Annotated in this window: 15 protein-coding genes and 3 pseudogenes; 6 read left to right on the forward strand and 12 right to left on the reverse strand. The window is 68.0% G+C overall.

Features of this window, described 5'->3' with window-relative positions; translation table 11 throughout:
- Nucleotides 1-89 precede the first annotated feature (89 nt).
- The 4 genes from OG758_RS09195 to OG758_RS09210 all read right to left on the reverse strand — a co-directional run bounded on the left by OG758_RS09195 (nt 90) and on the right by OG758_RS09210 (nt 5,253).
- On the reverse strand, nt 90-338 hold the full coding sequence (locus tag OG758_RS09195) for a hypothetical protein (RefSeq protein WP_326709528.1): 249 nt from the start codon (nt 336-338) through the stop codon (nt 90-92).
- Nucleotides 335-1,735 carry an MFS transporter gene (locus OG758_RS09200; protein WP_326709529.1) on the reverse strand — a complete coding sequence of 467 codons (1,401 nt, stop codon included), beginning with the start codon at nt 1,733-1,735 and terminating at the stop codon, nt 335-337. The genes OG758_RS09195 and OG758_RS09200 overlap by 4 nt, the downstream gene beginning before the upstream one ends.
- Before the next feature lie 84 nt (nt 1,736-1,819).
- Complete coding sequence (locus OG758_RS09205; RefSeq protein WP_326709530.1) at nt 1,820-3,295, reverse strand: NUDIX domain-containing protein; 1,476 nt, start codon at nt 3,293-3,295, stop codon at nt 1,820-1,822.
- Between the two features lie 101 nt (nt 3,296-3,396).
- Entirely contained in the window at nt 3,397-5,253 is a 1,857-nt protein-coding gene (locus OG758_RS09210) for an ABC transporter ATP-binding protein (protein ID WP_326715853.1), read from the reverse strand.
- Nucleotides 5,254-6,325: 1,072 nt separating this feature from the next.
- Here OG758_RS09210 and OG758_RS09215 point away from each other — a divergent pair.
- Nucleotides 6,326-6,994: a DUF4232 domain-containing protein gene (locus tag OG758_RS09215; protein WP_326709531.1), complete on the forward strand. Its 669-nt coding sequence runs from the start codon at nt 6,326-6,328 to the stop codon at nt 6,992-6,994.
- Nucleotides 6,995-7,036: 42 nt separating this feature from the next.
- Here OG758_RS09215 and OG758_RS09220 read toward each other — a convergent pair whose 3' ends face one another.
- Nucleotides 7,037-8,356 (reverse strand): RNA-guided endonuclease InsQ/TnpB family protein, encoded by a 1,320-nt coding sequence (locus OG758_RS09220; protein ID WP_326709532.1) that lies wholly within the window; start codon nt 8,354-8,356, stop codon nt 7,037-7,039.
- 26 nt (nt 8,357-8,382) lie between these two features.
- Between OG758_RS09220 and tnpA the strand changes: the two genes are divergently transcribed.
- Nucleotides 8,383-8,814, forward strand: a complete 432-nt coding sequence (gene tnpA / locus OG758_RS09225) for an IS200/IS605 family transposase (RefSeq protein ID WP_326709533.1) — start codon at nt 8,383-8,385, stop codon at nt 8,812-8,814.
- 302 nt (nt 8,815-9,116) lie between these two features.
- Here tnpA and OG758_RS09230 read toward each other — a convergent pair whose 3' ends face one another.
- The 4 genes and pseudogenes from OG758_RS09230 to OG758_RS09250 all read right to left on the reverse strand — a co-directional run bounded on the left by OG758_RS09230 (nt 9,117) and on the right by OG758_RS09250 (nt 12,097).
- Nucleotides 9,117-9,482, reverse strand: a complete 366-nt coding sequence (locus tag OG758_RS09230) for a transposase (RefSeq protein WP_326709534.1) — start codon at nt 9,480-9,482, stop codon at nt 9,117-9,119.
- A pseudogene (locus OG758_RS09235) lies at nt 9,479-9,877 on the reverse strand (helix-turn-helix domain-containing protein); the annotation flags it as partial. The gene OG758_RS09230 and the pseudogene OG758_RS09235, both read right to left, overlap by 4 nt.
- Nucleotides 9,878-10,166: 289 nt before the next feature.
- Nucleotides 10,167-10,619, reverse strand: a complete 453-nt coding sequence (locus tag OG758_RS09240) for a VOC family protein (RefSeq protein ID WP_326709535.1) — start codon at nt 10,617-10,619, stop codon at nt 10,167-10,169.
- A 578-nt stretch (nt 10,620-11,197) separates the two neighbouring features.
- Nucleotides 11,198-12,097, reverse strand: a complete 900-nt coding sequence (locus OG758_RS09250) for an alpha/beta fold hydrolase (protein WP_326709536.1) — start codon at nt 12,095-12,097, stop codon at nt 11,198-11,200.
- A 57-nt stretch (nt 12,098-12,154) separates the two neighbouring features.
- Between OG758_RS09250 and OG758_RS09255 the strand changes: the two genes are divergently transcribed.
- Nucleotides 12,155-12,763, forward strand: a complete 609-nt coding sequence (locus tag OG758_RS09255) for a TetR/AcrR family transcriptional regulator (RefSeq protein ID WP_326709537.1) — start codon at nt 12,155-12,157, stop codon at nt 12,761-12,763.
- Nucleotides 12,764-12,946: 183 nt separating this feature from the next.
- On the opposite strand, the pseudogene OG758_RS48880 reads toward OG758_RS09255, so the two are convergent.
- The 3 genes and pseudogenes from OG758_RS48880 to OG758_RS09270 form a co-directional block, all read right to left on the reverse strand.
- Nucleotides 12,947-13,338: pseudogene (locus OG758_RS48880) on the reverse strand (hypothetical protein).
- A gap of 115 nt (nt 13,339-13,453) precedes the next feature.
- A complete protein-coding gene (locus tag OG758_RS09265; protein WP_326709539.1) occupies nt 13,454-13,858 on the reverse strand; it encodes a nuclear transport factor 2 family protein in 405 nt (134 codons plus the stop codon).
- 101 nt (nt 13,859-13,959) lie between these two features.
- Nucleotides 13,960-14,440, reverse strand: a pseudogene (locus OG758_RS09270) (alpha/beta hydrolase); the annotation flags it as partial.
- Between the two features lie 308 nt (nt 14,441-14,748).
- Here OG758_RS09270 and OG758_RS09275 point away from each other — a divergent pair.
- The 3 genes from OG758_RS09275 (at nt 14,749) to OG758_RS09285 (ending at nt 18,040) form a co-directional block, all read left to right on the forward strand.
- Complete coding sequence (locus OG758_RS09275) at nt 14,749-15,306, forward strand: hypothetical protein (protein WP_326709540.1); 558 nt, start codon at nt 14,749-14,751, stop codon at nt 15,304-15,306.
- Nucleotides 15,307-15,375: 69 nt separating this feature from the next.
- Nucleotides 15,376-17,157 carry an MOSC and FAD-binding oxidoreductase domain-containing protein gene (locus OG758_RS09280; protein ID WP_326709541.1) on the forward strand — a complete coding sequence of 594 codons (1,782 nt, stop codon included), beginning with the start codon at nt 15,376-15,378 and terminating at the stop codon, nt 17,155-17,157.
- A 187-nt stretch (nt 17,158-17,344) separates the two neighbouring features.
- Nucleotides 17,345-18,040, forward strand: a complete 696-nt coding sequence (locus OG758_RS09285; RefSeq protein WP_326709542.1) for a type 1 glutamine amidotransferase domain-containing protein — start codon at nt 17,345-17,347, stop codon at nt 18,038-18,040.
- Nucleotides 18,041-18,086 lie beyond the last annotated feature (46 nt).

Raw genomic sequence — 18,086 nt, forward strand, 5'->3', positions numbered from 1 at the left:
TCACCCCGCCAGGAGGCGCACGATCCGGCGAAGGTTCCCTCGTGTTTGCGTGTACGTACGTCCAGATCTCGACCAGGCGATTTCGTCGTCTACGGCTGACTCAGCCGAACCGTCCGCGTGTCGGACAGCGGTGAAGGTTCCACGCCGAATCGCTCTGAAGGTCGCAACGATCGACGGAGCCGGGCGGCGGCCGGGGCATGTCGCCCTGCCGGGTCTCGTCGACTCAGCCAGGGCCGCAGGGCGTCCGCCTCCATGTGGCCGTTGACGATCTCCGCGGCGAAGCCTCCGTTGAGCGACTTGTCGGTGAGCAGCATCATCACGAGGCGGCCATCGATCACGACGGACCTCCGTCCAGTGAGGAGTCTTGGCCGGTATCCCCGGTGCGCACCGGGCGGCGACCGGCCACGGACGGCTTCCAGGCATCGGCGGGCATGGGTGGCGGAACGGGAGGATCTGCCGGTCGGGCAGGGTCGGGTGGCGGAGCGGGCATGAGCCGCAGCCCGCGCAGCGGCGAGCGGGCCAGCACCGCGACGGGCACAACCAGCAGGAGGGCGCCACCGATCAGGGTCGGCCGTACACCGAGCCATGTCCCGCATCCGCCGGCGAGTAGCGCGGCTACGGGTCGCGCTGCGGAGGTCAGCCAGGTGCTCACGGCTTGCATGCGGGCCTGCATGGCGGACCCGGTGATGATCTGGCGGATCGACCGCTGGGTGGTGCCCGCGGCGCCGGCGCAGGCCAGTTGGAGGAAGAGCGCGGAGCCGATCGTGATCTGCCAGCCGGGACCTGGGGAGGCGAGCAGCAGCGGGATCTGCGTGAGCGGCGTGATGGAGAGCGCGGTAAGCATCATCGGGCCGGGCCCGAACCGGCGCGCGGCCGTTGGGGCCCCAAGTGCCCCGGCGGCCGCGCCCAGGGCGCCGAGCCCCAGGACCAGGCCGAAGACGGTCGCGCTCATCTCCAGCACGCGCAACAGGTAAAGAGCCCAGAGGGTGTTGAGCACGGCGAGGCCGAACGAGGTCGTGGCGTTGACCAGGGTCAGGGTGCGTAACTGGTGGTTGCTGTGGACGTACCTCAGCCCTTCGCAGATCTCCGTCCGCAACCGGCTGTCGTCGGCGCGTGCGCGCCTGGGCTCGCGGGCTTGGATGCGGGCGGTGCACCAGGCGCTGATAAGGAAGGACGCGACGTCGCCGAGCAGGGCCCGCGCCGGGCCGAGCAGAGCGGTCAGGGTCGCCCCGAGGTTGCTGCCTGCGGTGGCTGCGACGGCGAACAGTGCACCGACGCGGCTGTTGCTGCGCTGGATGAGAGAGCGCTCGACCAGGGTCGGCAGCAGGCTGATCGACGCTGCGTCCTGCAGCACGCCCGCCGCGCCCTGCACCGCGGCGACCACCATCAGTTGGGACAACGTCAAGGCGTGCATGGCGGCGGCCGCGGGGACGGTCGCCAACGCCGCGGCGCTGACCAGGTCACTGGTGATCATCTGTCGCTTCTTGGAGTGACGATCGCCAAGGGCGCCCGCGTGCAGGGCGAGCAGTGCGGGCGGGAGTTGCCCCAGAAACATCAGCCAAGCCACCTGCGCGGCAGTGGCGTTCAGTTCGAGTACGGCCAGCACGGGGATGGCCATCGAGCTGACCGAGCTGCCGGCGACGCTCGCGGTCTGGCCCGTCAGGTACCGGCGGAAGTCACGATGGCGCCACAGTGAAGTCGCGGGTGTCTCGTCGGCGTCAGTTCGGGAGGTCACGGAGAACCTCCTCCGATTGCTCCAGGCTCACAACCGGGCTGGGCGTGGTCGGGTGGACCGGCGTCAGGATCTCGGCCACCTCGCTCACCATCCCATCTCGGTGTAGAGCCGGCCGGCTTGGATTCCCTCGATGGCCGCGCGGGTGTAGCGGACGATCGGATCCGGGAGGTTCTGAGGCGACCACCATCGCCAGGCGACGCACTTGTCGACTTCCCGAACCTGTGCGGCGCCTTCGAAGTGGCGTGCCCTGAAGACGAGCTGGATACGTGGCCGTGCGCCCGGTGAGTCGACGAGATGGACCAGGTGCACAAGTTCGACATCACGGGGCTTGATGATCAGGCCGGCCTCTTCCCTGGCTTCTCTCACCAGGCAGCTGATCGCCGCTTCCCGCTCGCAGTGACCGGCCAGGAAGTGCCACCGGTTCCCCGCGTAGGCCGAGTCCGGGTGGCGCAGACCAAGGAGGATCCGGCCGTGCTCGTCCTCGAGGTAGAGGTGGACACCGACGACGTGGAGCTCGGTGCCTTCCGGTGCCTCGTGGCGCAGCGGACGGACGCTGTCCGGTGGGCTGCTCTTGGCAGGGTGCTGTGCCGCGTGCCGGCGGATGAGGTCGCCCGTTCCCGGGCTCAGGCGCAAACGGTCCAGCATGTCCAGGGTGAACCATCGCAGCAGCACACCTTCTTGCAGATCCACCGTGTCGGGGACACCGTTCCAGCGGCCCGCGTAGACCTGAACCGGCACCGCGAGGCCGTCGACGCTTGTCGCCTCCTCCGTGGCGTACGGCGTCAGGTCCGCGATGTTGAGGCCAGGGGCTTCCTCGGCGAGCTCCCGTAGCAGGGTCGTCTCGAGGCTGCGGTCGCCCCTCTCGCGGCCGCCACCCATGAGGGCGAACACTCCCGGCTCCCAGATGCCGTCACGCTGATCCCTCAGGTGCAGCAGGTAGCGACCGTGACCGTCGTGGATGAGCACGGATGCGTTGACGGGCTCGGGCCGCCCGTTAAGCCCAGCGCCCTCGGCGTCCAGGAGCTTGGCGCGCAGTGACGGCGACCTGACGTCGGCCAAGGGGAGCCATTGGGCGCCGCAGACCTCTTCGTCCTGCAGGGCGAGCAGCGGTGGCTGTTCGGCCGCGAGGTAGAACGCGAAGCGGAAGTCGAAGTGCCGGTGGCTCGGCTCGTCCTTGGCGGGATTGTCGTCGATGTCGTGGGCGTCGATGTCGATCGGGTCGCCGAGGAACTGAGGGGTCAGGCACAGCTCCCCGGGGAGGATGCCAGTTTCCTCGCATACTTCCCGCAAAGCCGCCGCCAGGAGGGTCCGGTCACCCTCGACGTGGCCGCCAGGCGCGAGCAGCTTCCCCGATGCCTTGTGGCCGATGTGCAGTACGTTCCGGTCACGGTTGATGACGACTGCGCTGCAGGTGATGTGGTCGGGCAACGTGGCGCGGTTGCACGGGTCGTCGGTGCCGTCGAGGAGGGCCAGCAGCCCGGCCAGGGCTTCCCGCTCATGGGGATGGCGGGCCAGGTACGCCTCGGCGGTCACGCGGATGTGGGAGCAGGTGGGCGGCACGTCGTCACCTCGGGAGTTCGCGGAACGGGGAGTGGACCTGTTGGGGTATGTGGCCGTGTGAGGAGCCACAGCAGCGTTTCCTGAAGCGGCATCGGAGCGGCTCATGTGCGTGTCCCGCGCCCCTCCGGCTCGGAGGTGACCTGGTAGGACAGCAACTGCTGGAAGAGGCCCGGTTGTTGGGCGAGCTGTGGGTAGGTGCCCTCCTGTACGACCCTGCCCTCGTCGAGAACCACGATCCGGTCGGCCACGGCGACATTCGTGATCCGGTGAGTCACCAACAGCACCACCCGGTCCCGGGCCAGGTGCCGGAGCCGTTGGAAAATCCGGTACTCGGCGCGGGGATCGAGGTTCGCTGTCGGCTCGTCGAGGACCAGCAGGCCGGCTTCGCGGAAGAACGCTCGCCCGAGAGCGATGCGCTGCCACTGGCCGCCGCTCAACTCCTCCCCGTTGAGCCACTCGCGGGCGAGAAGGGTGTCCAGCCCGGCGCCGAGCTTGTCGATGACTTCGTCGGCCCCGGCTGCCTCGCACGCCTCACGCACGGCCGCGTCGCCGCGCTCGGAGGGCTGCCCGAGAGTGATGTTCTCGCGCACGGTCAGCGGCCAGTGCGCGTAGTCCTGCGGCACCAGGGCCACCTGCTGCCACAAAGCTTGCGGGTCGGCATCGCCGGTGGGGATGCCGTCCCACAGGACCTGCCCGGCCGTGGGCAGGTAAAGGCCGCTGACGACCTTCGACAGCGTCGACTTTCCCGAGCCGTTGAAGCCGACCAGGGCGGTGACCTCACCCCGGCGCAAGGTGAGCGAGATGTCGGCCAGTGCGTCCCGGTCCTTGCCCGCGTAGCGGTGGGTGACCGACTTGATCTCGATCGTCTTCGGCGCCTCGGGACGACGCGGGCCCCGGCGCATGCGGAACCCTCCGGCCTTGTCCAGGAATGCGCTCCAGTCGTCCATGTACAGCCCCGTGCGGACGGCTCGCGCCCCGACGGCCACCAGGCCGCGCACGGACTGTCCAACCGTCTGCAGGGCGAAGACGGCCGTCCCGGCATACCCGACGCTGATGCGGCTGGTGGCCAGCAGCCACACGACGGCGGCCCACACGACCGCCGACCCCAGACCACCGCACAGTGCGCCGACCAGGGACATGCGGGCTCCGGTGTCGGCTGCGTCCCGGTCCTCGCGGTTGATCCGGGCGACCGTCTGCCGGTACCGGCCGGACAGGAAGCCGGCCATCGTGCCGGCACGGATCTGGTCCGCAGCGTCCTTCGTATAGATGTGCCACCGCAGCACCGAGAGCATCCGGTTGTCGCCGTTGCTGCGCAGATTCGCCAGGTAGCGCACCCGGGCGGCGCTGACCTGGGCCAGGGCCTGCGGCAGGCTGGCCGCCACCAGGAGCGGGAGCAGGACCCAGTGCACCCCGGCCAGCACGATCGCACCGGCGAGGAAGCTGGCGCTCGAGGCGATCAGGTCCTGGCCTTCGTCGACCAGGTCACCGGTGACCTGGGCTCCGCGGTCGGCGGCTTCACGATCGCGGTTGAAGTCGGGTTCGTCGTAGGCGCACAGCTCCGCCTCGGCGCAGCCGGTGAGCAGCATCTGTTCGGCCTCGCGCGACATGAGTGGGCCCAGCCGGGAGGACAGCCAGCTGACGGTGATCCCCAGGAGGGCGCGTACGCCGGAGGCTCCCGCCAGCAGGGCCACTGATGGCCAGGCTTCAAGGAGTCGGTGGTAGACGTCTCCGCTGGTCAGTAGCGCGGTCAGGGTGCCGCTGATGGCGACCAGGCCTAGGGCCTGCGTGACGCCGGCGACTGCCTGGCACAGCAGAAGGCCGACGGTCGCTCGCCGGTCGACGCGCCAGGCGAGAGCCAGCGAGCGGTGCACCAACTGCGGCAGGCGCTTGGCCATGTCGCGCATCCGAATGGAGCGGCCGGCCGCTTCGCGACTGCCGGTCAGGTCGACGTACCGCATCTGCGGCTCGGGGGCGGTCGTCGACGCGGGGCCCGGCTCCGATCCAGGAGGAGAGTCGGCAGTCGGGCCGTTCTGCGCTTGGCCAGGCGGCATCGCGGGCGGGGTTGCCCGTGGGGTGGTGCGCGGTCCCGGGACACCGTCAGCTGACGCATCGGCGGACTCGCTCATACCGCCCACCCCGTATTCGGCGTTGCGGCGCGGCGGGCGACGGCGTCAACCCTCTGTGCATTGAGGGTGGGCATGCTCTCCGCGGGCCGCCGCTGTTCGAATCCAAGAGGCCGATACGCGAGGGCGAGTACAAGATTCATGGCGTCCTCCATCTGGGCGCTCGAGTGGCACTGGTGCTCTAAGAACGGCGCCGGTGGAGGTCCGTAACGGCCGCCTCAGGGGCAGATCGTGGACAGATGTTCCATTCGGCAGCGGTGGCCGGTCTGGCTGCGACCTGAAGGCCCTGATGATGACTCGAACGCCTTCATCACCCGTCCGTGGTCTTGTCTTGTGGGCAGAACCGCCTGAGCGGCGGGGCGGGAGACGCTTGCCCGTGAAGAGAGACGGAACCGAGGGCACCGGCTCGGCAGCTGCGATCCCCTGCTTGATGTGCCGCCAGAACGTGCACATGCAGCGGCCGATGAAGTCGTCGAGCGGGTCCTCGACCCGCCCGCCGGCCCACTCCCCCGATCTCGGGGACCGGCTCCGAGCGCCGCTGGGGCACCGATCTGCGACCTGATCGAGCTGACAATCCGCACGTACCGTCGGCTCGGCAGGCTCGGCTCAGGCGGTATGGGACGCGTGTTCCTCGCCCGACACGGCGGCAACTCCCCTGGCACCGTCGCGGCCGAGGTGTCCGGTGATCTGATGCAGCGACCGGCAGTGGCGGGCAAGTTCACCTCGCGGCACAAGGTCCCAGTGGACGAGGTCGGACCAGGCAGGTGACCGTACAGTGGCGCCTTGGCGGACCGTGAGGTCACTACGCCTGTGACAGAACGAAGACGTCGCGGAGGACTGCCTGTAACTCGGTGCGAGATACAAATATTCCCGACCGCATGCACCGCGCTACTCCTGGGGGAACACCGTGAAGTACACCCGCATCACCGCTCTCGCCGCCATCGGCGTCGCCGCCACCCTCTCGCTCACCGCCTGTGGCAGCGACAACTCCGGGAAGGACTCGTCCTCCAAGGGCTCCTCGTCCTCGCCTTCTTCGCCCTCGGACGGTGGCTCGAAGTCGGATGGCGGCTCGGGCTCCGGCAACTCGGAGGCCAGCAACGCGAAGTCGGGCTCCGGTAAGGGCACCGAGGCAGAGGAAGTCGCGAACGGCACGACGGAGTCCGGCAGCAAGATCACGTTCTGCAAGACGAAGGACCTGGCCATCGACGCCACGGACGCAGCGCCGGACGAGGCCTCCGGCAGGATCGACATCACCATGATCAACCGGGGTTCCACCACCTGCTCGGCGACGGGCTTCGCGGGCGTCGACATCAAGGACGCCGACAACACCTCGAACCCCATCGAGCGCGGCCACGCCCAGCCGCGTGTCACCATCCTGAAGCCGGGCGACGCCGCTGTCTTCAACCTCGCCTACGACATCGACAACACCGGCAACAGCCTCTCGTCCCCGACCAACATCCTGGTGACGCCCCCGAACGAGACCCACACCGTGAGCCTGAAGTGGCCTGCGGGCGCGGGAGAGATCAAGGGCGCCTACACCGACGTTGAGGTCTACCCCACGCACACGACCAATTGAAGTGCTCTCCTCCCTTCGCAGGCTCAGGAAGGAGATTCCTGCTTACCTTGCAGCAGCGGGCTTGACGCCACGGGTGCGCCTGACGACTGCCCTCCCGGCAGCCGGGATCGCCACGAGGCCGATCCGGTACAGGTGCAAGACGTTCCGGGCCGCGTTCCAGTCGGCATTCGCCGACCATCCGCAGTCCGGGTTCTTGCATACGAACGTGGCCTGGTCTTCGCGGCTGCCGGGCGTGACGAATCCGCACGCGGAGCAGCGCAGGGAGGTGTTCGGGGCGGGTACCTTGACCAGGGTTCCGCCGTTTCGGGCGGTTTTGTACGTCAGCAGTGTCACGGTGCGGCCCCACGCCTCCTGGCTGATGGAACGGTTCAGGCCGGACTTCTGCGCGACGTTCCTCCCCGGGTTCTCGATGGTTCCCTTGGCGGACTTGACCATGTTCGTGATCTGCAACTGCTCCACCACGACCGTGCCGTACTGCTGGGCGATGGCGGTGGTGGACTTGTGCTGCCAGTCGATTGCTCGGCGCGTGGCTCTTGCGCGGAGCTGCCTGATCTGGTCGTAGGTGACGTGCAGCCGGTTGGAGCTGCGCTCTTTCGGCTTGCGGAAGCTCTTGCGGTGCGCGGCGCGCTGTTCCAGGCGGAGCAGCTTGGCCTTCTCCTGCGGGTTCAGCCACTTGTCCCGGTCGGCGGTGCCGTCCGGGAGCCGGGGCGGCCGGTCGTGGTCCTGGTGGTTGCCGTCGGACAGCGCAAGCGGCAGTTTCACCCCGGCGTCGATACCGACCTCGGGACCCTGGTGGGGCTCCGGCTTGGACTCAAGGGTCTGGATACGGAAGGCGATGTGCCAGCCGAGCCCGTCTTTGACCAGCCGTGCCCCGGTGATCCGATTCTCCCTGTCGGCGAGCTTGCCGACGGGGAGATCCTTGGTCCAGCGGAACCGGACACGGCCCACCTTGGGGATGTTGACCATGCCCCACCGTCGGTGTACTCGCTTGATCTGCAAGTCCCGGCCCTGCGGGATGTCCACCGACAATGCCGTGCGGAAGCGGGCCTTGAAGTTCGGCTCGTCCGCACGCCCGTCCCAGCAGTTCCGCCACGCCTGGAAGTACGTCTTGAGTACCGCCTGCGCGGCCTGCGCGGGCAGCACCGCGTACCAGTCGATCTCCTTGCGGGCCTGCCGCAACGCCTGATCCATGCGCGTCAGAGCGCGCTGACACTTCGGCGTCATCTGCCACAGGTCGTGGAGCTGATTCCACATCGCGCGTGCCGCGTGCGCCTGGTCATCCATGAGCCGGACCTGTGCGGGCGTCAGCGCCAGCCGGGCGCGGTGCCCGAACTGCCGCTTCTCCCACACGAGTTCACCCATGACCATCACCCTACTACAGTTGGCTTATGTCACCACGATGGAACCCAAATCCTGACGTACGCACCGGCCGTCACGTCGTCCATAACCTTCACGTCCACTTGGTATTCGTCACCAAGTATCGGCGCAAGGCATTCACCGACGCCATGCTGACGCGCACCGAGGAGATCATGCGCGACGTCTGCACCGACTTCGAGGCCGAACTCAAGCAGTTCAACGGCGAGCAGGACCATGTGCATCTGCTCGTGCACTATCCGCCCAAGGTCCAGCTCTCCAAACTGGTCAACTCCCTCAAGGGCGTCAGCTCCCGCAGGCTTCGCCAGGAATACGACAGCCACGTCCGCCGCTACCTGTGGGGCGGACACTTCTGGTCCGGCTCCTACTTCGCCGGATCCTGCGGCGGCGCACCGCTGACCGTCGTCAAGCAGTACATCGAAAACCAGCAGCGCCCCACCGGCTGAGGACAACACTGCGGACCCGTGCGAACGTGCGGCTCAGAGCAGCCCTGAGATGGCCTTCACCCCCGCCGTAAACGGCGGAGCACTGGCCAAGATCAAAGGTAGAGGTGGTGCCCGCGGCCGAATCCGGTGGCCAACGACCGTATCCCGACAGGATTTTGACCATCCAGCGTTTAACTAATGGCTTGTCACGCTGCCTTGGCCGGATACTCGGTCCACTGGCGGATGGGTGAGCCGGGCGCGAAGTTGGTCTTGGGTTCGGCGCGGGCGTTACACCAGCGGATGCAGGCGGCAATGGCCGCGTTCTACTCGTCGTGGCTGCGGTGGCCGGTGCCGTTGAGTGCGAAGTAGCGCAGGGCCGCGAACTCGGCCTCGATCCAGTTCAGCCAGGATCCGAAGGTCGGCAGGAAAACCAGCTCGACCTGATGGACGGCCGCCCAGGCGCGGACCTTGGCGTGCTTGTGCGGGGAGAAGTTGTCCAGCACCACATACAGCTTCTCCCCAGGCCAGCGAGCTCGCAGGGCCTTGAGGAGGTCGAGGAACTCCCGCCAGCGCTTGCACGGGCCGATGCGGTAGTACAGCTTGCCGGTGGCCAGATCGAGAGCGGCGAGCATGTGCCTCACACCGTTGTGGCGGTTGTAGGTGGCCCGTAGCCTGAGCGGACGCCTCACCGCACCCCACGCCTTGCCCTGCGCGGCATCAGGTTCAGCGGCCCGAACTCGTCGACGCATATCACCCGCCCGTCCGCAGGCGGGGTGACGTAGAGCGCCAGGATGCGGTGCATCTGGGCAATGAACTCCGGGCCGGTAGACGCCTTCCACGTGGTGGTCTTCCAGGAGACCTTGCCTGCGCGCAGGATCCGGCGCAGGGTCTCCCGGCTGATGGCGACGGTTACCTTGTGCTTGACCAGGTGCTCGGCGAGCCTGCTCAGGCTCCAGGTGGAGAACGCGGTGATCTTCCAGTCGGCGGGGGACGTCCGGGCGATCAGGCAGATGCGCTCGCGCACCTCGTCATTGATGGTCCTGGGACGTCTCCCACTCCATTTTGGGTCCAGCGCGTCGAACCCCCGCTCGTTAAAGCATGGATGACCTCGCGGACGTAGTCCTCGCCAACCTGCATCAGCGTGGTGATGTCCTTGACTGTCCGGCCCTGGGCGGACATCAGCACCACGATTGTTCGGCGGAGTTTCACCGGCTCCTTCGCGGTCCGGCTGATCCGCTGCAGCCTGCGGCCCTCCGCCGTACTCACCGGCCGGACGAACACACTCGGTCGACGTCCCACAACCACCTCCAAGATCAGGTCCTGGACGCGGTCTGCTGGCCGACGAGCAGCAGGTCGATTACCCGGCCAAGGATCTAGCTCATACCGGCGGGCGGGTCGGCGTAGACGCCGTTCAGCATGCCGGTGGCCTGCCCGACCTCGATGAGATAGCCGTCCGGGTCCCGCAAGTAGCACCGCAACTCGGCCTTGCGATCGATGGGTGGCGTGAGGAATTCGGCGCCCTTCGCACTCCACTCTCGGTGACATGCCTCGATGTCGGCGACGCGGAGGTTGAGGAAGCTGCTGACCGTGCTCGGGTCGGTGGGCGGGCGCAGGGTGACGTCTGGCTTGTCCGGGGTGGGGCCGCCGCCCGGGTTCATGATGATCCATCCGTTGCCGAGCTTGATGGTGCAGGGGTTCTCCTCGAGCACCACCTCACCGCCGAGAACGTCGGTGTAGAAGGCGCGAGATCGGGCTACGTCGGCCACCGTCAGAAAGTGAGTGAGGAGGAGCCCGGAATCTGGGGCAGGAAAACCATCACGGTGCATGCAAGACCTCCAGGCGAATCGGATGTTTCCTTCCATAGTGGTGGGTGGATGTCCGTGGGCACGACTGAACACGGCCGGGAGGGGAGCCAGCCGTGCTGGCCGCCGGACCCTCCGCTGCCATCGAGCCCGTGCCGGCGGCCCGGGCGGGACCGCCGGCACGGGCACTGGTCAGCGCACGTCGACGTACTACCTCGCCGGCCTCCACCTGCGCGCCTCGATGATCTGGGTCAACGACCTCATCCGGACCACCCGATCATCGCGACCCGATACGCCCCCCTAGCGCCTACTGCAAGAGCATGACCGGCACTCCTCGGCTTGGACCCGTCCTGGAGCAGATCGGCACGCGCGAGCGCATGCCTTGAGCTCGCAACAGGACTATGGGTGGGCCCTCTTGAGGCGTCGCCGGCAGATGAGGCTGCAGGCCAGGGAGACGAAGGCGTCGTGGAGTTCGAGGCGTCGTTCCCATCGGATGGCGAGGCTTTGAACTGGTGGAGGAGGGCGAAGGCCTGCTCGACGACGTAGCGGAGTTTGTGACGCTCCGGCTGTCGTTCGCGAAGTTCAGCCGTGTGGGGCGCCTGCTACCGGTTGGCCACGAGGAAGTCCTCCAGGATCTCGACAAACCGCGCCGGCTGCTCCTCGGCCGGGTAATGGCCGCAGTCGTCGAGGACCACCTCGGTGACGTCGTCGGCCGCCAGCCGCATCGTCTGGGCGGCATTCGCGCCGCTCCACAGCGCGCCGCCGACGGCGAGCACCGGCAGCGTCAGCCGGGTCTTGCTGCGCTGCTCGTTCTGCGCGATCGTCTCGTCCAGCGCCCGGTAGTACGCGAAGCTCGCCCGCAGCGCGCGAGGATCCGCGGCGATCGCGTCGACGTAGACGTCGACGGCGTACGCGGGGATCGCGTCCGGGGTGGCGGCCTTGGTGGCGAACTGCCAGCCGAAGAAGAGCCGCTCCCGTCCCCGGACCAGTTCCTCGTTGAGGTCGGTGAGCCGGTTGAAGCCGAACTGCCAGAGCTTCAGGTTGGCCGCGGCCGGGCCGAAGAACGGCGGGGACGGCGTGAGACCGGGGATCACTGCTTCGACGATGGCGAGCCGGCCCACCCGCTCGGGGTGATCGGCGGCGAGGGCGTATCCGGTCCACGTACCGATGTCGTGGCCGACCACGTCGAACCGGTCGTGCCCGAGCGCGGCCATCAGCGCGACCAGGTCGGCGGCGAGCGTGCCGGCGTCGTACCCGTCGTCGGGCTTGTCGGAGAGCCCGGCCCCGCGCGAGTCGACGGCGACGACGGTGTGCTGGCGGGCGAGCGCGGGCATGACTTCCCGCCAGGCGTACCAGGTCTGGGGCCACCCGCCGATCAGCAGCAGCGGCGGGCCGTCCCCACCGGTGACCGCGTGCAGCCGCAGCCCGTTCACCTCCACGAGCCGGCTGGTGAAGACGTCAAGGAATCCGTCAGGCAGTCGCAGCGAACGCAAGCTTGTCATGCCGACGACCATACGCATCTTTGAATGATCGGTACAAGATGTGTACAGTGACGGACCATGGCAGGCCGCAAGCAATTCGACGTGGACGAGGCGCTACGACGCGCGATGCACGTCTTCTGGCGCTGGGGTTATTCGGAGGCCTCGATCGATCGCCTGACCGAAGGCACGGGCCTGGGCCGGGGCTCGCTCTACGGCACCTTCGGCGACAAGAGCGCCCTCTTCCGGAAAAGCCTCCAACGGTACGCGCAGACCTACCACCCGCTGTACGAGCAGGCACTGTCCGGCCCCCACCCGAGCCCGAGCCCCGTTGTGGCCGCCTTCCTGCAGGTCACCCTGAACCGCATCGCCGACCCGACGGTCCCGGATGGCTGCCTACTCACCGTGTCGGCAACGCAGTTCCCGGCCCTCGACGCGGAGGGCCGGGCGATGGTCCGCGCCATGATTGACGGTTTGCGGGCGATGCTGGAGCAGGCGTTGCTGGCGGCGGGGGCCGGTGAGCAGGAGGCGGCAGAGTTGGCGTTGTGCACGCTGGCGACGAACAAATCTCTGGCGGTGCTGAGCCGCGCCGGTTTCTCGGGCGAAGACCTGGCAACCGTCGCGGCAGCCGCCGCCAAGAATGCCAAGGCTCTGACGTATCGACCGGCCGAACCGTCGGGGCCGCGATAGACGGGAACTACTCCGTCGCCAATGGATCGGCAGAGACCTTGGGGCAGCCGGAGGCTCAGCAGGAAGTGACTCGACCCAGCCCTCATGGGGGCTGAGCCGACCCGGGCGACGAAATCGTCCCACCAGGGGAAGAAGCTGACCTGAGCCGCCTCGGTCTTCGGGCACTTGAAGCTCGTAAAAGGATCATGAGTGTGCCTGCTTGAGGCGTCGCCGGCAGATGAGGCTGCATGCCAGGGAGACGAAGGCGTCGAGGAGTTCGAGGCGTCGTTCCCATCGGATGGCGAGGCGTTTGAACTGGTAGGCCTGCTCGACGACGTAGCGCAGTTTGCCCAAGCCCTTGATGTTCGGGGCGCCGTTGCGGGAGAGACCGGCATGATCCGGGGCGTGCGCAGTTCACGGCGGACTACCCGGGAGTCGTACGCCTTGTCGCCCAGGATTGACTCGGCGCGCCGGCGGGGAGGGCCCGGACGCCCGGCCACTGGCGGGATGCCGTCGCCCACCGGCTTCGGGCCCGGAGACCGCTCGGGCCAAGGCGGTAGCAACGGCTCGATCAGCGCCCACAAGTCGTCGTCCACGGTCCAAGGCCGAGTCGTCACACCCACGCGAACGATCAGACCGTCACAACAGTCACGCCCGACCAGGACCGTTCAATAAGATCGTGTCACGAGCTCTTTGCGACCTGGCCGAGGATCAAGCCCTGGCAATATCCCTGCCCGGCATCGGCTCCGCGAGTGCTGTCCGCCATTCAGGGGCGCCGAAGGCGTCGGCGAAGTACTGCGTCTCGTGTACCACCTGCCCGTGCGCGAATTCCATAATGCTCACTGAGTAGCTGGGCACCCCGTCGTATGTGATGACGCACTCGCTCACCCAGAGATCCCCGCCGCCGATGATTCGATGGACGGTGAAGTGCCGGCTGGCAGGGTGCCCGCCGCGTTGCGCCGCGATCGTCGCGCGGCCTCGGAACCTTTCACCTGACTGCGGGTAGTCGAGGATCGCGTCTGCGGCATAAATGGCGTGCTCGGCTTCGGTATCCCCGCGTTCCGATGCCCGCCAGTGTTCCTCTACCGCGGCCCTGGTCCGGCTATCGGGATCCATCGTTTTCTCCCTTCATGGCGCAGAGTTTGCCGATCTGCGCCGACGGCGTCTCCTCAGTTGTCCAGCGCGGTCTTGAGTGCGTCGATGGCCAGGTGGCGGGCGACCGCCAGCCGGGAGGCGTCCAGCGCGTGCCGTGCGCCCTCGCGGGTGATCCACTGAGCGACGGCGTAGTTCTGCTCAACCTGGGTCGGTTACTTCGCCTCGGGTGCCACGTCGTATACGGGGAACACCGCCGCCGCGCAGGAGCCGACCACCAACTCGCGGACCAGTCGTCATGGGTGTCGGTGTCGCCGAACACCCAGCCTCCCCGTGGATGTACATGAACACCGGCAGCGTCCCGGTCGCGCCCCTCGGTCGCATGATGTGTGCACGCACCGTTCCCCACTCGCCCGCGTCGGCGCTGACCCACTCCTCGTCGACTTCGGGCTTGGCCACACCTTGGCCGGCCTGCAGTTGGTCGAGAAGGGCCCGGCCCTGGTCCGGAGACATCTCGTAGATCCGCGGATGCGGGGAGGTGGCCTCGGCCAGTTGCCTCGCGGCCGCCTCCAGCACAGGAGCGGGCGGGGTGGACACAGCAGCCATGATCAAGTCTCCTGGCGTGCGCTGGAACAGGGCCGCGGGCCGCTCACGGCAACAGCAACGCCCGCGTGCGGCTCTTTCGACTCAACACTCGAACCGCGCACCGCCGGACGCAAACGCACACCGGCGAGTCAGTGGCGATCCTCGGGGTCACGACACAACGTGGCCGCCACCCCGTGGCCTTCCCACTTCGAATGGTGCCGTGGCGGTGTGCGTGTAAGCATGCCTAGGAGGAGATGTCGGCGTCGCCGGGTCGCGGGACGTCGCGCTTACCGGCCGCGTATCGCCAAGACCAGCAGGAGCGTTGCAGAATGCGCACTCCGAAGCAGTTGACTCCGCTCAGCGCGATCGCGTCGGGTCTGGCTGCCGGCCTGGTCGGGACCGTGTGCATGGACACGGTTCGGTTCCTGCGGCAGCGCCGGTCCGGTGGTGAGCGCAATCCCCTGCGGTGGGAGTTCGCTCCCGTCCGCACCTGGAAGCAGGCTCCGGATCCCGGGCAGGTCGGCAAGCGCCTGATCGAGGGCTTCACCCAGCGCGAACTCCCGGATGCCGCGGCCTGGCCGGTCAGCACGTTCATGCACTGGTCGTACGGCACGCTCTACGGGGCGCTCTACGGCGTAGTCGCCGGCTCGGTGCACAAGCCGCCGCCCTCTGCGGTCTACGGCGTGCCCTTCGGCGCGGTCGTCTGGATCAGTGGCTACATCACCTTGCCGATCGCGGGGCTCTACGAGCCCATCTGGAAGTACGACCGCAAGACCCTCGCGGACGACCTCGTCCCCCACCTGGCTTACGGCGCCGCGACCGGAACCGTCTTCTGGATCCTGGCCAAGGCAGGCACCGTCTGCGTCCGGACCCATCCGAACGGGTGAACGCGCCCCGCGGCCCGGATCCAGCCCCATCTGGTCGGTGCGGTCCGCAGCTCGGCGAAGGGATGTCGTGTGGCCACGCTGATCGCCGTGAACGTCGGCATGCCCAAGGACGTCGTCTGGCATGACAAGACCCTCCGCACCGGCGTCTGGAAGCAACCCGTGGCGGGGCCCCTGATGGCGCGGTCGCTCAATCTGGACGGCGACGGGCAAGGCGACCTTGCCGGGCACGGCGGCGAGCAGCGTGCCGTACTGGTCTACCAGTTGGACTCCTACCGCCACTGGCAGGAGCACATGAAGCGGGACGACTTCACGTACGGCCAGTTCGGCGAGAACTTCACCGTGGACGGACTCGCCGACGACGAGGTGTGCATCGGCGACCGCTATCAGATCGGCGGGGCGGTCTTCGAGGTCACCCAGCCCCGAGTGACGTGCTACCGCGTGGGGTTGCGGATGGGGGAACCTCAGATGGCCGCGCTGCTCGTCTCCCACCGCCGCCCGGGCTTCTACATGCGGGTGCTGGCGGAAGGGCAGGTACAGGCCGGGGACGAGATCGTAAGGATCGCGCCAGGCCCCGAGGAGATGACCGTCGCCGAAATGGACGGGCTGCTCTACCTGCCCGGCCACTCCCGGCCGCAGCTCGAACGCGCCCTGCGCATCCCTGCGTTGAGCCCCGGATGGAAGACGTCGCTGCGTGCCCTGCTGGACGATGTGGATCGCGGCCCTGGCACCGTGGGCGGCAACAGCGGGCTCACCCCCACCAGTCCGCCCCCGGCATGGCCCGGGTTCCGCCCGCTGAAAGTCGTCCGCATCGAGCCGGAGAGCGCGAGCATCTTCTCACTCACTCTGGCGTCGGTCGACGGCGAGCCGCTCCCGACCGCACTGCCGGGACAGTTCCTCGCACTCAGGTTGCGGCCGGACCCACTGGCCGCCCCAGCCATCCGCAACTACTCGCTGTCCGGCCGTCCGGGAGCCGAGAGGTACCGCATCAGTGTCAAGCAGGAGCCGCACGGCGTCGCCAGCACCTACCTGTCCCAGCAGGTGAAAGTGGACGATGTTCTCGACGTCGCCGCTCCGCGCGGTACGTTCCTGCTGGCGGACACCGAGACCCCGGTGCTGCTGCTGTCCGCTGGTGTCGGAGTCACCCCGGTCCTGGCCATGCTGTACGGTCTCGCCGCGGAGCCCTCACAGCGCCCGGTGTGGTGGCTGCACGCGGCCCGAGACGGCGAGAACCACCCCTTCGCCGACGAAGTGCGCGCGCTGCTCTCCCGGCTGCCCGCAGGCCGGTCATTCGTCTCCTACAGCCGTCCGCGCAGCGTTGATCGTCCAGGTATCGACTACACGGCATCCGGGCGGCTCGGCATCGATCGGATCCGCGGCCTCGAACTGCCCCCGGACACGGACGCCTACATCTGCGGGCCGGTCGCGTTCATGCGGGACATGACCGCGGCCCTGGAGGCCTGCGGCCTGCCGTCCACGCGGATCCACACCGAGACCTTCGGAGCCGCGCCTGCCGTCACCCCCGGTGTGGTGGCGGAATCCACCCGGGCACCGCACCAGCCGGCTCATCCTCCCACCGGACGACCCATGTCGTCCGTGTCCTTCGCTCGCAGCGGCCTGACCGTTCCCTGGCACCCTGATTACGGGACTCTGCTCGAACTCGCCGAGGCATGCGACGTTCCCGTGCGCTGGTCCTGCCGGACCGGGGTCTGTCACACCTGCGAGACCGCGCTGCTTTCGGGCCACGTCGACTACTCCCCTGAGCCCGTGGACCTCCCCGCTGAGGGAAGCGCCCTCATCTGCTGTTCGACGCCACCTGCCGACGCACCTGCCGACGTGGTCCTGGACATGTGACCGGATTGCCTCGGCTGCCAAGGTTCAGCACCTCCCACCAGGCGGGCAGCCGTAGCGGAGAGAGCGTCCGGGTGCGCCGGTCGGCAGACGTGCATAAGGTCCCAGAGGGGTGGAACCCTGCGGAGCGGACCGGTTTCATGCGTCATCCCGCCGAACCCTCGTGCGTATCCGAGAGGAGATCCTTGCCATGGCGAAAGTGCTGTTCATCGTCAGCGGAGCCGCTTACTGGGTACTGAAGGACGGCACGAGGTACGCGACGGGATACTGGGCCGAGGAGTTCGCGAACCCGTACAAGCTCCTCACGGACGCCGGTCACGAGGTAACCGTCGCGACGCCGAACGGCGTGACCCCGACCGTCGACATGATGAGCCTGCGCCCCGAGATGGTCGGCGGCAACGACAGCGCCCTTGAGCTGGAGGCCATCATCCGTTCCGCGGAGGCGATGCGCCGGCCACTGCAGCTGTCGCACGTGCGCCTGGAGGACTACGACGCGGTGTACGTACCGGGCGGTCACGGTCCTATGTCGGACCTGGCGTTCGACGCCGACGTGGGGCGGCTGCTGACGCAGCAGCTGACCTCGGGCAACCCGCTGTTCATCGTCTGCCACGGCCCCGCCTCATTGCTGGCCACCAGGATCCACGGCGAGTCGCCGTTCAAGGACTACAACATCACCTGCTTCACCAACGAGGAAGAAGAGGGCGTCGGGCTGGCCTCCAGAGTGACGTGGCTGCTGGAGACCGACGTCCAGGAGAAGGTCGGGGTCAACTTCAGCCGCGGCCCGATGTGGGAGCCGTACATGGTCCAGGACCGCAACCTGGTCACCGGGCAGAACCCGGCTTCCGCCGCGGTCCTGGGAAAGCGGATGCTGGAAATCCTCAAGTGACCCCGTCCCGCGGCGTGGTGGGACGGGGATCGGTCACCTGTCGAGC

It is taken from the genome of Streptomyces sp. NBC_01474 (assembly GCF_035918215.1).
In the GTDB taxonomy this organism is placed as follows: Bacteria; Actinomycetota; Actinomycetes; order Streptomycetales; family Streptomycetaceae; genus Streptomyces; species Streptomyces aureus.

Excerpts from the sequence above, each read along its gene's own strand:
- OG758_RS09210 (WP_326715853.1), bottom strand. The coding sequence starts at position 5,253 with ATGCGGTACGTCGACCTGACCGGCAGTCGCGAAGCGGCCGGCCGCTCC.
- OG758_RS09220 (WP_326709532.1), bottom strand. The coding sequence starts at position 8,356 with ATGGGTGAACTCGTGTGGGAGAAGCGGCAGTTCGGGCACCGCGCCCGG.
- tnpA (WP_326709533.1), top strand. The coding sequence starts at position 8,383 with ATGTCACCACGATGGAACCCAAATCCTGACGTACGCACCGGCCGTCAC.
- OG758_RS09240 (WP_326709535.1), bottom strand. The coding sequence starts at position 10,619 with ATGCACCGTGATGGTTTTCCTGCCCCAGATTCCGGGCTCCTCCTCACT.
- OG758_RS09250 (WP_326709536.1), bottom strand. The coding sequence starts at position 12,097 with ATGACAAGCTTGCGTTCGCTGCGACTGCCTGACGGATTCCTTGACGTC.
- OG758_RS09255 (WP_326709537.1), top strand. The coding sequence starts at position 12,155 with ATGGCAGGCCGCAAGCAATTCGACGTGGACGAGGCGCTACGACGCGCG.
- OG758_RS09265 (WP_326709539.1), bottom strand. The coding sequence starts at position 13,858 with ATGGATCCCGATAGCCGGACCAGGGCCGCGGTAGAGGAACACTGGCGG.
- OG758_RS09275 (WP_326709540.1), top strand. The coding sequence starts at position 14,749 with ATGCGCACTCCGAAGCAGTTGACTCCGCTCAGCGCGATCGCGTCGGGT.
- OG758_RS09285 (WP_326709542.1), top strand. The coding sequence starts at position 17,345 with ATGGCGAAAGTGCTGTTCATCGTCAGCGGAGCCGCTTACTGGGTACTG.